The sequence below is a fragment of the Variovorax sp. Root318D1 genome, from assembly GCF_001424835.1.
GTDB lineage: Bacteria > Pseudomonadota > Gammaproteobacteria > Burkholderiales > Burkholderiaceae_C > Variovorax.
In genome coordinates this window covers 722,571-738,738 of sequence record NZ_LMCQ01000012.1, presented here as the reverse complement: position 1 = coordinate 738,738, position 16,168 = coordinate 722,571, and the positions used below count along the sequence as shown (strand labels likewise).

Sequence of the window (16,168 nt, the reverse complement as noted above, 5' to 3'; positions counted from 1 at the left end):
GCTCACTTGACCTGGCTTTCCTTGTAGTAGCCGCTGTCGACCAGCACCTGCTTCCAGTTGCCGCCGTCCACGCTCACGGGCTTGAGCAGGTACGAGGGCACCACCTTGACGCCGTTGTTGTACGTCTTGGTGTCGTTCACCTCGGGCGTCTTGCCCGACAGCATGGCGTCCACCATGGCCACCGTGACCTTGGCCAGCTCACGCGTGTCCTTGAACACGGTCGAGGCCTGTTCCTTGCGCAGGATCGACTTGACCGAAGGAATCTCCGCATCCTGGCCCGACACCACCGGCATCGGCTGCGAAGCCGAGCCGTAGCCCACGCCCTTGAGCGACGACAGGATGCCGATCGACAGTCCGTCGTACGGCGACAGCACGGCATCGACGCGGTCCTTGGAGTAATAGGCCGACAGCAGGTTGTCCATGCGGGCTTGCGCCACCGCGCCGTCCCAGCGCAGCGTGCCGACCTTGTCCATGCCCATCTGCTTGCTGCGCACCACCAGCTTGCCACTCTTGATGTACGGGTCCAGCACCGACATGGCGCCGTTGTAGAAGAAGAAGGCGTTGTTGTCGTCGGGCGAGCCGCCGAACAGCTCGATGTTGAACGGACCCTTGCCATTCTTCAGCCCAAGCGCCGCCTCGATCGACTGCGCCTGCAGCACGCCGACCTGGAAGTTGTCGAAGGTGGCGTAGTAGTCGACATTCTTCGAGCCCTTGATGAGCCGGTCGTACGCGATGACCTTCACGCCCTTGTCGGCCGCCTTCTGCAGCACGTCGGACAGTGTGGTGCCGTCGATGGCCGCGATGACCAGCACCTTCGAACCCTTGGTGACCATGTTCTCGATCTGCGCGAGCTGGTTCGGAATGTCGTCGTCGGCGTACTGCAGGTCGGTCTTGTAGCCCTTTTCCTTGAAGTACTTGACCATGTTGGCGCCGTCGGCGATCCAGCGCGCCGACGACTTGGTGGGCATCGAGATGGCGATCGGACCCTTGTCCTGCGCGTGCGCGAGCGGCGCGATGCCGACGATGGCCAGTGCGATGCCTGCGAGAGAGGCCTTGAGGAAGTTGCGTTTCATGGTGCGATCCGTTGTTGGAGAGAGCTCAATACTTTCGATTCGGGAATTCCTTGGCGGCGACTTCCATCGGGAAGATCGTCTCTTCGGTCACGATGCGCTTGGGCAGCGCCTTGCCGGCCTTGATGTCTTTCACGGCGCTCATCAGCTGGGGCCCGAGCAGCGGGCTGCATTCCACCGACACGTTGAGCTTGCCGGCGATCATGGCTTCGAAGGCGCCCTTCACGGCGTCGATCGAGATGATCGTGATGTCCTTGGCTGGCTTCAAGCCTGCTTCCTCGATGGCCTGGATGGCGCCGATGGCCATGTCGTCGTTGTGCGCGTACAGCACGTTGATCTTCTTGCCTTCGGCCTTCAGGAAGGCTTCCATGACTTCCTTGCCCTTGGCGCGCGTGAAGTCGCCGGTCTGCGAGCGAACGATCTTGAACTTGGGATCGGCCTTGATGATTTCCTCGAAGCCCTTCTTGCGGTCGATGGCCGGTGCCGAGCCCACGGTGCCCTGCAGCTCAACGATGTTCACGTCCGCCTTCTGGTCCTTCATCTTTTCGACCAGCCAGCGGCCCGCCTTGCGGCCCTCCTCGACAAAGTCGGAGCCCATGAAGGTCACGTAGAGCGAATCGTCCTTGGTGTTGACGGAACGGTCGGTCAGCACCACCGGGATCTTCGCGGCCTTGGCTTCGCGCAGCACCGTTTCCCAGCCCGATTCGACCACCGGCGAGAAGGCAATCACGTCGACCTTCTGCGCAATGAACGAGCGGATCGCCTTGATCTGGTTCTCTTGTTTCTGCTGCGCATCGGAGAACTTGAGCTCGATGCCCGCCTCCTTGGCGGAAGACTTGATCGACTCGGTGTTGGCGGTGCGCCATTCGCTCTCGGCCCCGACCTGGCTGAAGCCCAGCACGATCTTCTTCTGCGCCAGCGCGGTGGCCGGCAAGAGACTGCCCAGCGAGGCAGCGGCGAGTGCGATGTTGAGGGTGCGGCGATTGAGTTTCATGGGAATGTCTCCTTCTTTCTCTGTTTGCTTGCTGATGAAAACCGTCCGTGGTGGTCAGGCCAGCATGTAGCCGGTCTTGACCGTCGTGTAGAACTCCGCGGCGTGGCGCCCTTGTTCGCGCGGCCCGTAGCCCGACCCCTTGCGGCCGCCAAAGGGCACGTGGAAGTCCACGCCCGCGGTCGGCAGATTGACCATCGTCATGCCGACCTCGGCATGCCTCCTGAAATGCATCGCATGCTTGAGCGAGTTGGTGCAGATGCCCGCGCACAGGCCCGAGGGCGTGTCGTTGCACAGCGCCAGCGCCTCGTCGTAGTCGGCGGCGCGCAGCACGCAGGCCAGCGGGCCGAAGATTTCCTCGCGCGCGATGCGGTGCCCGGGCTGGGCCAGGAAGAGTGCCGGGCTCATGTAGTGGCCGGCCGTGGCACGCTTGAGCGGCTCGCCGCCCCACACATGCTCGGCGCCTTCTTCGCGCGCAATGCCAACCCAGGCCAGGCTGCGCGCCAGCCGGTCTTCGTCGACCAGTGGCCCGATGTCGATTCCGCGTTCGAGCGCGTGGCCGATCTTCAACGCCTTGAGCCGGTCGCGAAGCCGCGACACGAACACATCGTGCACGGCGGCCTCGACGATGAGCCGGCTCGACGCCGTGCAGCGCTGGCCGTTGGAAAAGTAGGCACCTTGCACCGCGCAGTCGACCGCGTGGTCGATGTCGGCATCGGCCAGCACCACCAGCGCGTTCTTGCCGCCCATCTCGAGCTGCACCTTGGCGCGGCGCGCGGCGGCTGTCTGGAGAATGCGTTCGCCGTTGCGGGCCGATCCGGTGAAGCTCACCGCATCGACCAGTGGGCTGTCGACCAGCGCCTGGCCGGCCTCGCGGCCGCTGCCCATCACGAGGTTGAACACGCCCGCAGGCAGCGCGGCGCGGCTGATGATTTCGGCCAGCGTCCAGCCGCAGGCCGGCACCAGTTCGGCGGGCTTGAACACCACGCTGTTGCCATGAGCCAGAGCGGGTGCAATCTTGGTCGCCGGCACGGCCAGCGGGGAGTTCCACGGCGTGATGAGTCCAGCCACGCCGACCGGCTCGCGCGTGACGTCGACCTGCACGCCAGCACGGAGCGACGCCATGTTCTCGCCGCCGCCGCGCATGGCCTCGCCCGCAAAGAACTTGAATGTTTGCCCGGCGCGCGTGGCCTCGGCCACAGCCTCGGGCAGCGTCTTGCCGACTTCACGCGCCAGCAGCAGGCCCAGCTCGTCCTTGCGTGCCAAAAGCTCGGTGCCGATGCGGTCGAGCACGTCGGCCCGGCGCTGCGGCGTGCTGTGGCTCCAGTGCGGAAAGGCGTCGGCCGCCGCGCGGATCGCGGATTCGACCTGGCGTCGATCGGCACGTGCGTATTCGGCCACCACTTCGCTGGTGTCCGAAGGATTGGCGCTCACACCAGTGGTCGCGCTGGTTTCCCAGCGGCCGTTGATGTATTGCCGCACGTTCTGATGGATCTCGCCGTGAATCACCGCTGCGCCGACCTTTGTCTCTGGTTTTTCGGAAGTGCGGCGAGTCTAGGAACAGAATTGATATCGATCCAATCATTTTTTCGACAAAATGCATATCAATCGCCGGATTCTGGAAAACCCTCTGAGCCCAAAGCTCTAACAAATCACGAGACATGACCAACTACAACCACTGGTTCATCCGGGCCCGCCTCAAGACCCGGCAGCTGCTTTTGCTGGTGGCCTTGGCGGAGGAAGGCAACATCCACCGCGCGGCGCAGGTGCTCAACATGACCCAGCCCGCCGCCTCCAAGCTGCTGAAAGACCTGGAAGACGTGCTGGAGGTGCCGCTGTTCGACCGGCTGCCGCGCGGCATGCGCCCCACCTGGTACGGCGAAACCATGATTCGCCATGCCCGCGTGGCGCTGGCCAGCCTGAACCAGGCGCACGACGAGCTCACCGCGCTGAAAGCGGGCCGCTTCGGCCAGGTGGGCGTGGGCGCCATCACCGCGCCCGGCCTCACGCTGATGCCGCCGGCGGTGGCGATGGTGAAGCGCGAGCAGCCCGACCTGCGCGTGTCGCTGGAGATCGAGACCAGCGCGGTGCTGATCGAGCGGCTCGAACAGGGCAAGCTCGACATCCTGGTGGCGCGGCTTTTCGCCGAACACGACAAGTCGCAGCTTCGCTACGAAGCGCTGGCCGAGGAGCCGGTGTGCGCGCTGGTGCGCCCCGGCCATCCGCTCCTGGGCGTGAGCGGCCTCACGCTGCGGGACGTGGTGGGCGCCGGCTGGATCGTGCCGCCGGCGGGCAGCGTGCTGCGCCACCGCTTCGAGCTGATGTTCCAGGAAGAAGGCCTGGTGCCGCCGAACAACATCATCGAAAGCTCGGCCCTGCTCTTCATCACGCGCATGCTGCAGCAGAGCGACATGGTGGCCGTGCTCGCCTCCGACGTGGCGCGCTACTACGCCGCGCACGGCATCGTGTCGCTGCTGCCGCTGGACATGCCCTGCCACATGGACGCCTTCGGCATCATCACCCGCACCGACCGGCTGCCGTCGCCGGCCGCGAAGGTGATGATGAAGGCGCTGAAGACCGCGAGCCTCAGCGTCTACGGACGCAAACTCGAGATGGACTGATCAGGTCCAGCCCGCGTCCACCGTGAACTCTTGCGCGGTGCACATCTTGGCGTCGTCCGACGCGAGGAACAGCACCATGCGCGCAATGTCTTCCGGCAGGAGCTTGTCGGGCAGGCACTGGTTGCGCTTGAGCGACTGCTCGCCCTCGTCGTCGAGCCAGAGCTTCACCTGCCGGTCGGTCATCACCCAGCCCGGCGATACGGTGTTGATGCGGATGCGGTCCTTGCCCAACTCCACGGCCAGGCCGCGCGTGAGGCCATTGACCGATGACTTCGCAATGGCATAGCAAGGGTAGCCCGAGCCCTTGGTCTGCCAACCCGTCGAACCCAGGTTGACGACCGAACCGAAGCCCAGGCGCCGCATGCCCGGCACCACCGACTGGATGGCGAACAGGGCGGGCCGTTCGTTGATGGCCATGCGGTTGTCGTAATAGTCGGGCGTGACCGATTCGAGCGTGTGGCGGTCGTCGCTCGCCACGTTGTTGACCAGCACGGCGAAGTCGCCAAGCTCGGCGGCCGCGTCGTCGATGGCCTTCTGCAGCGCGCCGATGTCGCGCACGTCGCAGGTGCGCCACCACGGCGCCGCAAGGCCCTGCTCGGCGATCTGCTGCGCGAGAGTGGCGCTGGCGCTTTCGGCAATGTCGACGAACGCCACGCGTGCGCCCTGCGCGGCAAAGGCCGCCACAATGGCCGCGCCAATGCCGCTGCCGCCGCCGGTGACGAAGACGGTGCGTCCCTTCAGGCTGGGATGTATCGAAAGCTGCGGGGAATCCTTCAAGGTATGGGTCTCCAGTGCTTTGGCAGTGACATTGCAAAATCAATATCACTTGATGCCATATAGTTTGGTTTCTATTATCAATATGCCTTGATACGATCCGCCGCGTCAAGGACCGAGACAACGAAGGCACAAAACAATGACCCAGAACGGCAGCTCCGAATCCTCCCTCCCACCCCTGGGTGCGCCCACCGTCATCGGCCAACCCGAGTGCCTCTGGCCCGCCGGCGCAACGCTTGGCGAGGGCACGCTGTGGTCGCAGCGCGAACGGGCGCTCTACTGGATCGACATCCTTGGCTGCCGCCTGTACCGCCATGACCCGGCGGGCGGTGCGCGGCAGACGTGGCAATTCGACGAGGAAATCACCGCGCTCGCCGAGCGCGCCGATGCGCCGGGGCTGATCGTCACCCTGCGCCGCGGCTTCGCCTACTTCGACCCGGCCGTGGACGCGCAGCCGCGCTACCTGCACCAGCCGGAACTCGACCGGCCCGGCAATCGCTTCAACGATGGCAAATGCGACCGGCAGGGCCGCTTCTGGGGCGGCAGCATGGACTTCGATTGCGTGGCTCCAACGGGCGCGCTCTATCGCTTCGATGCCGACGGCCGCTGCACGCGCCACGACGACGGCTTTGCCGTGACCAACGGGCCGACCTGGTCGCTCGACGAACGCACGATGTATTTCAACGCCACCGTGGAAGGCTGCGTGTATGCCTACGACTTCGACAGCGCAGCCGGCACGGTGAGCAACAAGCGCGTGTGGCTTCGCTTTGCGAAAGGCGACGGCCTGCCCGACGGCATGACGACCGACGCGGCCGGGCGGCTGTGGATCGCACGCTGGGGCGGCCATTGCGTGAGCTGCCACGACCCGGTGAGCGCCGCCGAGCTGTGCCGCATCGAACTGCCCGCGAGCAACGTCACGGACTGCGCCTTTGGCGGCGACGACCTGTGCACGCTCTATATCACCACCGCGCGCAGCGGGCTCACGGATGAAGAACTGAAGGCGGAGGCGCTGGCCGGCGCGCTGTTTTCGGTGCGCGTCGGGAGTCCCGGCCTGCCGGCTGCCGAATTCGGCGCAGCCGCGGTCGAGGCTTAGGTTGAAATCCCGAAGCGGTGCAGCGTGGTGCTGCTGAACGCTTCACCCGGCCGGAGCACCGTCGAAGGAAACTCCGGCTGGTTCGGCGAGTCGGGATAGTGCTGCGTTTCCAGGCACAGCCCGGCGCCTTGCTTGAAGCTTTCGCCGTCTCGGCCGCGAAGAGTGCCGTCGAGAAAATTGCCCGAGTAGAACTGCACCGCCGGTTCAGTCGTGTGCACTTCCATCACGCGCCCTGAGGGCTCGTGTTCGAGGCGCGCCGCCAGCGCCATGCCGGCGGGCTCGCGGTCGAGCACCCAGTTGTGGTCGTAGCCGCCAGCCACGCGCACTTGCTCGTGCGAATCGTCGATGCGCGCGCCGATCGGCGTGGGCACGCGAAAGTCGAACGGGGTTCCGGCCACCGGTGCCAAGCCGAGTGGAATAAGGCCCGAATCCACGGGGCAGAAACGGCTCGCGGGAATCGTGAGGCGGTGATCGCGCACGGCGCCGGCGCCCGCCAGGTTGAAATAGTCGTGATGGCTCAGGTTCAGCACCGTGGCGCGGTCGCTCACGGCGCGATAGTCGATGCGCCAGGCGTTTTCGATGGTGCTTAGCGCATAGCGCACGGTCACTTGAACCTCGCCGGGAAAGCCCTCTTCGCCGTCGGCGCTGGTGTAGCGGAGGTCGATGGCGACCTCATCGCCATCCCCGCTTTGTGTGGGCACTGCATCGATCTGCCAGTAGCGCGTGCCAAAGCCCTGGTGCCCGCCATGCAGCGAGTTGGCGCCGTTGTTCAGTGGAAGCTGATGCGCCACGCCATCGAGCGAGAAGCGCCCGCCCGCGATGCGGTTGGCGTAGCGGCCGACGATGGTGCCCAAGTGCGGATGCGGCTTCAGGTAATCCTCCAGCGTGCGCAGGCCCAGCACGACGTTGCCGCTTTGCCCATGCCGGTCGGGCACCTGCAATGCGGTGACGATGCCGCCCAGGTTGATGGCGCTGAGGCAGAGGCCGCGGCCATTGTCGAGCCTGTATTCGGTCACGGCGCGCCCATCGGGCATGCGGCCGAACTCGTGGGTGGCGATGCGGGGCGCGGGGTGGCTGGTGGTGCTGCTGTTCGGCAATGGCATTGTCTTGAGGTTTTCCGTTGTTATTGAAGCATGGCTTCGCGTGCGCAGAGCGATGCGGTCTTGAGGCCGATGCGGTCCGTCAGGTCGTGATTTTGCGGCGGCTCGGCTGCGTGAGTCTGGACTTCCACGCGATGGCCGGCCTTGGCCACGGCATCGGCAAAACGCTCCTGCAAATCGAAAGGCGTGTTCCGGTCGTCGCGATTGCCGACGAGCACGATGCGCCGCAGCGGATCGCGCGCAATGCCGTCGATGTGGTCGAGCGGATCGTAGAACTGCATGCTGCCGGTGGTGTCGCTACGGCCGTCGCGCGATTGCCCCAGCCGGCGTGCACGCTCCAGAAGGCCGTAGGCGCCGGAGGTCAGCACCGCGCAGGCGATGCGCGTGCGGCCAAGCGTGAGCAGCGCCGCGCCCGCGGTGGCGCCGCCACTGTGGCCGATGATCACGATGCGCTCGATCCGATGCCGCTGCATCAGCGCGTCGAGCGCCGCATCGAGCGCGTGGAACTCAGCCAGTTCGCGGCGCTTGCGGTGGTCGCCCGATGAGCCGTAGGTGCCGGGCCGCGCCATGAAGATCCACGGCACGCCCGCGCGATCGCGGCTGCGCTGGGCATCGAGCATGCGCAGTGCCTCGGTGTTGCCGGGAATGCGCGTGGGCGCCTGGTTCATGACCCCGTCGCGGTCGCCCGAAAACTGCACGATGGCCATGCGCGCGTCGTCGATGTCGCTGCTTGCAAAGTACCGGATGCAAGCCGGCCCTTCGACCGGCTGCACCCACAGGTAGCCGGTGCGGTCGGGGCAGTTGGCGCGCACGGCGGGCTGGTTCCATTGCAGCGTTGCGCCGCCGGCTGCAAGCGCGGGGGGCTGTGGCTGCGGCTCCGGGCCGCCGCGCTGCGCACATGCGGTCTGCGCCAGCGCCAGCAACGCGAAGGGAACGAGCCTCCAGCGCCCGGCCATCACGCCTTCGGTTCCGTTGGAGGTGACGTTCTCGCGCGTCATGCCGCCACACGGTCCGGCCGCGCCGCGAAAGAAACATGCCTCGGCAGCGGGACACGGTCCACCCGGCCGGCAGCACCCACCAGGCCGATCTCGATCTGGAGTTGCGCATCGTGCAGCCGTTCGGCAACGGGTGGCCGCAGGCCATGAAAGTCGCGATAGATGCGGCCGGGCTGCCAGCGGCTGGTGGGCCACATCCAGTCGCAGGGGTCGTGGTCCATCGCGACGCCCCAGGTCGGCATGGTGGCCGGCGCTGGCGGCACGGCACGGATGTCGAGCCGCCAGTCGGTGCCGGTCGTCTCGTCGATCTGCCAGAAGGTCTCGACATACAGCATGGCCCGGCCCGCCATGGCCGATGGCGTGGTCCGCACGCCAAGGAGCCGCAGCGGTCCCAATGACAGAGGCTGTGCGAGCGCCGCTTCGATCGGAACCATCGTTGCCAGCCATTCTTCCCGCGGCTGCATCAGAGGCTGGATCGCATCGAACTTGCGCACTGCCAATGGCAGGATTTGCAATGGCTTTGGCGCTCTGGCGGGCGGGTGCAGGTCGAGCGTGCACCGGCCGTCGGGTGCGCATGTGAAATGGGAGCCGAGCGAGGCGGATTTCTGCTGAAAGCGGTCAGCCGCTGCCAGCGCCCGTTCGCCTTCGAGCTGCAGCGTCTGGCCGAATTCTGTGGCGATTGGCGTGAACTCCACGCGCCGCACGCCTTCGGCGCCCAGGTGCAACGAGAACACGCCGCTTTCATCGCAGTCCTTGCTGCCGCGGCCGATGGCATCGAACAGCAGGTCGCCAGCATCATGAATGATGGGCCTGCCCTTGTGGATCTCAACGCCCTGAACCACATGTGCCGAAGCACCCAGCACCGCGTCGGCGCCGGCTTCGATGATGGCGTGGCCCGCGGCGATCTCTTCATCGCCGGGGCGAGGCTCCCGGTTCCTGCCCCAATGCACGGCCACCAGCACCACGTGGGCTTTGTCGCGCGCGGCGGCGATGCGGGGCGCGAGACATGCCGTCCATTCGGAAGGCGATGACAGCGGCAAGTACGCATTGCCGGCCTTGGTTTTGCCAGCGGCAAAGCGCCGCTGCGTGGCGTCGACGGCGAAGATCGCCACGTTCAGGTGGCCTGCGCGCCGCAGCACGGGCGTGAGCGCGGCATCCAGGGACGGACCGGAGCCTGCGTGCCCGATGCCCGCGGCGTCGAGCAGGCCCGCCTGCTCCGCGAGCGCCTCGGCACCGTAATCGCCGCTGTGGTTGTTTGCGGTGGCCACCACGTCGATGCCGGCCTCGGCAAGCACGCGCAGCATTTCGGGTCGCGCGCGGTAGTAGTGGGGACCGGTCTCGCCTTTCGGCACCCCCTGCTCGCCGCTGCACGCAACCACGCATTCGAGATTGGCGATACGCAGGTCCGCCTCGGCCAGCACCGGCACGCCGCCGAGCACCGAGGGCACGCCGAGTTGCCGCGTCCGGTAGTGCTGCCTGCGGCCGAGGTTGACGTCGCCGCCCCATGCCACGACTACTGCCACGGCTGTGTTTCCATCCGCATGAGCGGCGTCATCGCGGGCGCGTTCGCTCTCCCGCGATTGCAGGAATTTGAGGTAGGACACGTAGCCCGAGAGGTAGTGCTCCACGTCATCGATGCGCACGCGAAAGCTGTGGTGCTTGATGAAGAACGAGCCGGCAATACGGTCCGGGTTGCGGAAGAACATCGCCAGCTCGGGCCAGAAATAGCCGTTGGCCAGGTAGCGAGCCCGGTGCTCGAGCGCGCGGTCGAACTTGCCGCGGTCGAAGCCTTCCAGCAGTGGGCTCAGCGCGGGGTCGGCGGCAAGCCGCGCCACCATGTCCCGCGCGGCCATCATCAGCTCCAGCAGCGTCGGAAAGGTGGTGATGCGCTCGAGCACGAAGTCCAGGTAGTCGGCCACGTTCTGCAGGCCGAAGCGGTAGTAGCGCGTTTCGGGCCGATGGCGCGTCAGCTCGTTGACGCAATAGCTCAGCCAATGGTCGTGCGCGCGCCAGTGCTCCGCGGCAATGAAATGGTCGAAGGCTTTCTCGACGATCGCGAGCCAGCGCGGATCGCGCGTGAGACCGTAGAGGCGCATGAGGCCGAACGCCGCTTCCCCGTCGTAGTAGATGACGCGGAACGCATCCTTCACGTCCAGCGCCGGATGGTTGAGCACGTGGACGAAGCGCCCGCTCGCCGGGTCTTGCATGGCCTGGATCCCGAGCGCGAGTTGCTCCATGAGCGGCAGGTACTGCGTGTCGCCCGTGAGCTCCGTGTATTTGACGAAAGCCAGCAGACACACCGCATTGCCGCCGAGCTTGATCTCATGGCCGACGTCGAGCAGATAGGCGGCGCGGGTGCCGTCCGGCAGCTCGGCCTGGCGGATGAGCCGCGCCGTGAGGAAGCCGAGCGATCGGTCGATGGCCGCCTTCTGCGCCTCGCTGCGGGTCAGCTCCCAGGCTTCGAGCAGCGCATAGGTCGAGCTGGCGTGGCGCAGGGTGTTGTAGGTGGGAATCGCGCGGTCGAAGCACGGGAACCAGCCGTAGTGGAACTCGCCCGTGGGCTTGACCTGCGCGGCGAGATAGTCGCTTGCCGTGTCGACCATGGCACGGACCGGCCTCGCACCCCAGTCGTCCAGCCGGCGATAGCCTGCAGCCTGCCCCTTGGCCGTGAGCGACCAGACACCCTGGGCATCGGCATAGGCGCCCCGGGTCGCAAAGCACCACACCGGCGCCGCATCGTCGGACGGAAAATCGGTCTCGGCGCCGAAGCGCCTCCGGGCATGCAGGCGCAGGTTGCCGGGGTTGGGCTCCGCGTGCTCCACGGTGCCGTTGTAGAAGATCGCGCTGCCGTTGATCTCCTGCGCGAGCAGCGCCACTTCGAACTTCGCGTCGAACGACAGGCCCTGGTTGAAGTAGTTGCGCTTGGTCCGCGAGAGGCGGGCCTTCAGCACGCCCCAGGCCATGGCCTCGACCTGTTCGACGAGCTCCACGCGCACGCGGCTGGGCTGCATGCCGATGCGCTGGACAAGTGCGAGCGCCGAACTGCATGCCTCGCGCCAGGCTTCCTCGGCGCTGCCTCCGCGTCCCACGACCACGCGTGCGCGGCTCGCATGGTCGCCGAGGGCAATGAACACCACGCAGCCGGCTTCGGGCGTGGCGGCGGCGCACTGCAGCGTGCCGCCCGTGCCCGCCAAAACCTGCTTGGCGCGATTCAACAACAGATCGATGAGGGGCGTCGGTTCTTGGGTCATGCAGCCTGGAATGATGACAGGCTGCGCCGCGTCCGCAAATCCCGGGTTACCTCATTTGTGGCGCCACGCGCTAGACCAGCGCGCGATAAAAGTAGGTGGTGTCGCACGGCCCGCCGTCCGGCAGCAATGCAAAGTCCGGGATCACGCCAACGCGCGTCCAGCCCAGACGGGCATACAGCCGCTCGGCCTCGGCACTGGACGTGTCGAGCACGAGCAAGGTCTTTCCGCGTTCGCGGCCGAGCTGCTCGGCGGCTTGCATGAGCATCGCACCGAGACCCTGGCGCCTGGCGCGGCGGTGCACGAGCATCTTTGCCACTTCGGCGCGATGCGGCTGGTTCTCCGGCATTTCGAGCAGGAGCTGCACGGTTCCGACGATGCCCTGCGAGTCTTCGGCCACCAGCAGCAGACGGTCGCCGCGCGCCACGCCCCCTCCCACGCGGCGCCAGAACGCCCAAGCGCGCTCGCGGGTCAGCGGCAGCATGAAGCTGACCGAAGCGCCGCCCTCCACGCAATCGACGAGCACGTCGGCCAGCTGGCGGGCATGCGCGTCGTCGACGCTGGAAAGAACGCGAATGCGTGGCGCAAGGGTTTCGGCGTCGGTCGTCAATGTCATCTCCACGAAGAGGGCGCGGTTGCAATCACGACGGCATAGCGTGCGGCCTGCCGGGTGGGGTTGTAGTAGCTCATGGGGCGGTCGAGCACCAGTGCCAGGCAGTCGCCCGCGCCGAGCCGATGGTGGTCTTCGCCGACGGTGACTTCGATGCTTCCTTCGAGCACCCATACCTGCTGGTGAACCTGGGGTTCCCGCGCGCCGGTTTCGTAGGCCACGCGCGCCTTGGGTGGAAACAGCACTTCGACGATGTGAATCGGCGATGCGGTGCCGCCGGGCGACACGTTCCGACGCACATAGCCCGAATGCGGATCGCGCCATTGCGGCTGGTCGGCCAGGCGGGATACAGGGCCGGCTTCGGGCCGAGGTGCCTCGAACAACGAGGCCAGCGGGACACCGAGGCCCGTCGCCAATTTTTCGAGCAGCACCGCCGTCGGGCTGCTTTCGCCCCGCTCGATAAGCGAGATCATCGAGCGGCTGACCCCGCAATGCCCGGCCAGCGCGTCGAGAGAAAGGCCGCGGTCGGCGCGCAGGTCTCGCACTCGCTGCGCGATGCGTTCGTTCAGGCTCTGTGTGGTTGTTTCCATGATGTCGGATAAATGTCCAACATCATGGATGCAAAGTCAAGGCCGGCTATTTGCCGCTGGGTCGCCTCGGGGTTTCGATGAAGGCTCCCACGAGTCGGGCGTGGTCGCGACCAGCTCCTTGAGGTTGGACCATGGCTTAGCGCCCGGCACGCTGATACCGCCCGCAATCGCCACCTTGGCGAAGGCAACCATCCGCTCGCGAAGGTACTGCCGGTCGGTCTCGGGCCAGGTCTCGATCGAATGCGGACCGCGGGCCACCACGATCTCGCGCGCACCGCGGATGCGGTCGTAGGCGGCGACAGTGCCTTGCAGCGTTTCCGCGCGGTCCCACAGGCCCTTGCCGAAGAATGCGGCCGGCCACGTGTGCATGCCCGCGAGGGGTGCCGAGTTCGGATAGAACACGATGTGATGGTCCGCCGCCATGCCGCCGAGAAACAGGTTGCGGTCAGCCAGGTCGGGCGACGATGGCACGTAGCCCGCGCCGCTGGCAAACGAAGACAGCAGGATGGCGCCCTTGATGTTCGAGAGTCCTTTGGGCGGCACGCACTCGGGCACCGGCATGTCGTAGCTGCACGAGCCCGAGAAATTCTTGGCCATGGCCCATGCGGTGGACATCGAGCCGCGCGAATAGCCGCCGAGCAGGATCGGAATGCGCGTCGAGCCCATGCCGCCGAGCAGCTTGCCGGCGGCGTCCCTGCCTTCGAGCACGCGGCCGTCGGGCGTGAGAACCCGCAGTCCGTTGCCGCTGTCGAACTGCGCCAGCACGCGAAAGACGTCCTCGCCCTGCTCCAGCGTATTCGTGTCGCTGAAGCCACCCGAGATGCCCTCGCCTCGCCGATCGTAGGCCAGCACGTCGAAGCCCGCATGGTTCAGCGCATCGAGGTTCGCGCGCCACCAGCGCTGGCCCATCGTTTCCGTCGTGGCGTTCGGAAACCGGAAGTCGACCGTCTTGCCGGTTGCCGGGTCGATGCGGTAGGCCTTCTCGTCGGGGTGCTGGATCGCGGTGAGCTGCCCGCCGCCGCCCGGCGCCATCACCACCAGCGCGCGCGTCTTGCCGCCCTTGCCGTCGTCGACGCCGCGGCCTTCGATGTACCAGCCGCGCAGCTTGACCGGGTCGGTCATCTTCAGGTCGATGCGCTCGAAGGTGTCGCGCGGCACGGTGAACTCGACGACGAAGGTGCTGGCATCGGCGCGCGCAATGCCTTCTGAGTAAGGCGCCCTCGCGAAGAAGGCGGGACGACGGATCTGCCGCAGATCCACGGGACCCTCTGGATCGATCCTCCCCGAAGGATCGACCGTGCCGGTCGATCGCGTCGAACGCGCCTTGTTCGGCGGCAGCCAGCGCTGCATCTGCGCATCGATGCGCGCGAAGCAGGCGGCGTCGGCCTTGCATGCGCGCCAGCGCTCCTTCAGGCGCGCATCGGTGAACTCTTCGACGTAGTAGTCGCCTGCGGCATACCCTGCGGGCGGACGATAGGCGTTGACGCCAAGCGGCACGCACACGGTCCGGCCATTGGTTTGCAGCAAACGGTAGCCGGGCAGTTCGTGGTTGCGGTCGGCGCCGACCCACGCGCGGCAATCGGTGGCCGGCGGCTCCGGCCTTGCACTGACGGAAACAGGAACCGCATCTCCATGCGAAGCGCAGCCGCCGACGGCCAAAGACGCGAGCACCGCGGCTGCGGCAATTCCGGTGCGAGAGAACGTGCGCATGTTCCTGTCGTCTCCTTCCTTCCGCGCCCAGCGCGTGGCTGCCTCTACAAAAGCATGAATGCCGCCGCCGCAACGGCCGTGGGCCCGAGCGCGCCCAACAGCAGTCCGCCGGCGCCGATGGTCTCGTCGGAGAAGCCGCGCTTCAGAAGCGCAACGCCTGCGGGATTGGGTGCGTTGGCAATCACGGTCAGTCCGCCCCCCGCGACCGCGCCGGCCACGAGCATGTATTTCGACTCTTCCGAGATGGTCGCGATCAGCGAGCCAAGGTAGGTGAGCGCCGCGTTGTCGGTGATGGCCGTGAGGCCCAGCGCACCAAAAAACAGGGCCAGCGGCTCCAAGCTGGAGACCACTGGCTCGAGCCACCAGCGCTGCATGCCGCCGAGCACCACCAGCCCGGCAAGAAAGAAGCCGACGAGCAGCGCCTCCTTGATGATCAACGGGCTCTGGTGGCGCTCATAAGCTTGGGCGAAGCCGAGGAACATCAGGAACAGGCCGAGGAAGGCCACCGGATGATGCGCGAACAGCACGATGCCCGCAAGCAATACCAGGTGCGTCAGTGCGACGGTCGCGGGTACGGGGTCTTCAGCCGGCGTTGCATCCACGGCCGGCGCGGCGATCAGATGCTTGCGCAATACGAAGGTCGCCACGGTGGCATTGATGATGACGGCCACGGCGGCCTTCCAGCCGAATGTGGCCAACATGAAGGCGCTGTCCCACTGCCAGGTCGAAGCCACCATCAGCACCGGTGGCGCGGCATAGGACGTGAGGGTGCCGCCGATCGACACGTTCACGAACAGCACGCCGAGTGCCAGGTACTTGACTGGCTCGGGCAGCTGCGGCTTGAAAATCTGGGGTGCGAGCATCAGCGCCGCAATCGTCATGGCGGCCGGCTCGGTGACCAACGATCCCAGCAGCGGAACCACTGCGAGCCCAAGCCATGCCGCGGCAACCGGCGTCGGCAGCGGCAGTACCCGGGCGACGATAGCCACCCCCGACATGACCGTGCGCAGCACGGGCCGCGAGGCCGCCACCACCATCACGACGAAAACGAACAGCGGTTCGGTGTAGTTGCGCGACTCCGCATAGCCGAGCGCGTCTTCGCCCCCGACCACCAGGCCCATGGCAAGCACGAGCACGATGGCCCAGAACCCGAAGACGACCTCGACCTCGCCCAGCAGGTGGAACAGGCCGGCGTGGCGGGGAAAGCGATGCGACAGCCGCTCGAACTGCTTGGCGGCAAAGGTGTGGACAAGGGCCACCGCAAAGATGGCTGCGGCGATGTACTGGATGACGGGTTCTTGCATGAGATGGGCGTAGCAGGTCCGCGAGGCGGCCCGACCATCGCATGAACCTGCGAGACCACTTG

General features: G+C 66.5%; 13 protein-coding genes. 2 read left to right on the top strand and 11 right to left on the bottom strand.

All coding sequences use genetic code 11. From position 1 onward, the window contains the following. Window positions 1-2: 2 nt before the first annotated feature. The 3 genes from chvE to ASC78_RS13555 are packed head-to-tail and all read right to left on the bottom strand — an operon-like array spanning window position 3 to window position 3,570. Window positions 3-1,073, bottom strand: a complete 1,071-nt coding sequence (gene chvE, locus ASC78_RS13565) for a multiple monosaccharide ABC transporter substrate-binding protein (RefSeq protein WP_055801944.1) — start codon at window positions 1,071-1,073, stop codon at window positions 3-5. Between the two features lie 25 nt (window positions 1,074-1,098). After that, window positions 1,099-2,064 (bottom strand): ABC transporter substrate-binding protein, encoded by a 966-nt coding sequence (locus ASC78_RS13560; RefSeq protein WP_055801941.1) that lies wholly within the window; start codon window positions 2,062-2,064, stop codon window positions 1,099-1,101. A gap of 54 nt (window positions 2,065-2,118) precedes the next feature. Further along, window positions 2,119-3,570, bottom strand: a complete 1,452-nt coding sequence (locus ASC78_RS13555) for an aldehyde dehydrogenase family protein (protein WP_055801938.1) — start codon at window positions 3,568-3,570, stop codon at window positions 2,119-2,121. A 152-nt stretch (window positions 3,571-3,722) separates the two neighbouring features. Here ASC78_RS13555 and ASC78_RS13550 point away from each other — a divergent pair, with 152 nt between their 5' ends. Further along, on the top strand, window positions 3,723-4,682 hold the full coding sequence (locus ASC78_RS13550) for a LysR family transcriptional regulator (protein ID WP_055801935.1): 960 nt from the start codon (window positions 3,723-3,725) through the stop codon (window positions 4,680-4,682). Here the strand turns inward: ASC78_RS13550 and ASC78_RS13545 are convergent, their stop codons facing one another. Beyond that, window positions 4,683-5,459, bottom strand: coding sequence for an SDR family NAD(P)-dependent oxidoreductase (locus tag ASC78_RS13545; RefSeq protein WP_055801932.1), 777 nt, complete (start codon window positions 5,457-5,459; stop codon window positions 4,683-4,685). 136 nt (window positions 5,460-5,595) lie between these two features. Here ASC78_RS13545 and ASC78_RS13540 point away from each other — a divergent pair, with 136 nt between their 5' ends. Beyond that, complete coding sequence (locus ASC78_RS13540) at window positions 5,596-6,549, top strand: SMP-30/gluconolactonase/LRE family protein (RefSeq protein WP_055801929.1); 954 nt, start codon at window positions 5,596-5,598, stop codon at window positions 6,547-6,549. On the opposite strand, the gene ASC78_RS13535 is transcribed toward ASC78_RS13540, so the two are convergent. The 7 genes from ASC78_RS13535 to ASC78_RS13505 form a co-directional block, all read right to left on the bottom strand. Next, window positions 6,546-7,583 (bottom strand): aldose epimerase family protein, encoded by a 1,038-nt coding sequence (locus ASC78_RS13535; RefSeq protein WP_235505089.1) that lies wholly within the window; start codon window positions 7,581-7,583, stop codon window positions 6,546-6,548. The two genes, ASC78_RS13540 and ASC78_RS13535, sit on opposite strands and share 4 nt — an antisense overlap. 89 nt (window positions 7,584-7,672) lie before the next feature. Then, window positions 7,673-8,647, bottom strand: coding sequence for an alpha/beta hydrolase family protein (locus tag ASC78_RS13530; protein WP_235505082.1), 975 nt, complete (start codon window positions 8,645-8,647; stop codon window positions 7,673-7,675). Next, window positions 8,644-11,895: a CapA family protein gene (locus ASC78_RS13525; protein WP_200934303.1), complete on the bottom strand. Its 3,252-nt coding sequence runs from the start codon at window positions 11,893-11,895 to the stop codon at window positions 8,644-8,646. Before ASC78_RS13525 ends, ASC78_RS13530 begins: the two co-directional genes overlap by 4 nt. Before the next feature lie 70 nt (window positions 11,896-11,965). Next, entirely contained in the window at window positions 11,966-12,508 is a 543-nt protein-coding gene (locus tag ASC78_RS13520; RefSeq protein WP_157634443.1) for a GNAT family N-acetyltransferase, read from the bottom strand. Continuing rightward, window positions 12,505-13,092: a helix-turn-helix domain-containing protein gene (locus tag ASC78_RS13515; RefSeq protein WP_055801921.1), complete on the bottom strand. Its 588-nt coding sequence runs from the start codon at window positions 13,090-13,092 to the stop codon at window positions 12,505-12,507. The genes ASC78_RS13520 and ASC78_RS13515 overlap by 4 nt, the downstream gene beginning before the upstream one ends. A gap of 36 nt (window positions 13,093-13,128) precedes the next feature. Further along, a complete protein-coding gene (locus ASC78_RS13510; protein WP_055801920.1) occupies window positions 13,129-14,802 on the bottom strand; it encodes a hypothetical protein in 1,674 nt (557 codons plus the stop codon). A gap of 44 nt (window positions 14,803-14,846) precedes the next feature. Continuing rightward, on the bottom strand, window positions 14,847-16,106 hold the full coding sequence (locus tag ASC78_RS13505) for a putative Na+/H+ antiporter (RefSeq protein ID WP_055801917.1): 1,260 nt from the start codon (window positions 16,104-16,106) through the stop codon (window positions 14,847-14,849). Window positions 16,107-16,168 lie beyond the last annotated feature (62 nt).

Excerpts from the sequence above, each read along its gene's own strand:
- ASC78_RS13530 (WP_235505082.1), bottom strand. The coding sequence starts at position 8,647 with ATGACGCGCGAGAACGTCACCTCCAACGGAACCGAAGGCGTGATGGCC.
- ASC78_RS13560 (WP_055801941.1), bottom strand. The coding sequence starts at position 2,064 with ATGAAACTCAATCGCCGCACCCTCAACATCGCACTCGCCGCTGCCTCG.
- ASC78_RS13550 (WP_055801935.1), top strand. The coding sequence starts at position 3,723 with ATGACCAACTACAACCACTGGTTCATCCGGGCCCGCCTCAAGACCCGG.
- chvE (WP_055801944.1), bottom strand. The coding sequence starts at position 1,073 with ATGAAACGCAACTTCCTCAAGGCCTCTCTCGCAGGCATCGCACTGGCC.
- ASC78_RS13510 (WP_055801920.1), bottom strand. The coding sequence starts at position 14,802 with ATGCGCACGTTCTCTCGCACCGGAATTGCCGCAGCCGCGGTGCTCGCG.
- ASC78_RS13505 (WP_055801917.1), bottom strand. The coding sequence starts at position 16,106 with ATGCAAGAACCCGTCATCCAGTACATCGCCGCAGCCATCTTTGCGGTG.
- ASC78_RS13520 (WP_157634443.1), bottom strand. The coding sequence starts at position 12,508 with ATGACATTGACGACCGACGCCGAAACCCTTGCGCCACGCATTCGCGTT.
- ASC78_RS13540 (WP_055801929.1), top strand. The coding sequence starts at position 5,596 with ATGACCCAGAACGGCAGCTCCGAATCCTCCCTCCCACCCCTGGGTGCG.
- ASC78_RS13515 (WP_055801921.1), bottom strand. The coding sequence starts at position 13,092 with ATGGAAACAACCACACAGAGCCTGAACGAACGCATCGCGCAGCGAGTG.
- ASC78_RS13525 (WP_200934303.1), bottom strand. The coding sequence starts at position 11,895 with ATGACCCAAGAACCGACGCCCCTCATCGATCTGTTGTTGAATCGCGCC.
- ASC78_RS13535 (WP_235505089.1), bottom strand. The coding sequence starts at position 7,583 with ATGCCCGATGGGCGCGCCGTGACCGAATACAGGCTCGACAATGGCCGC.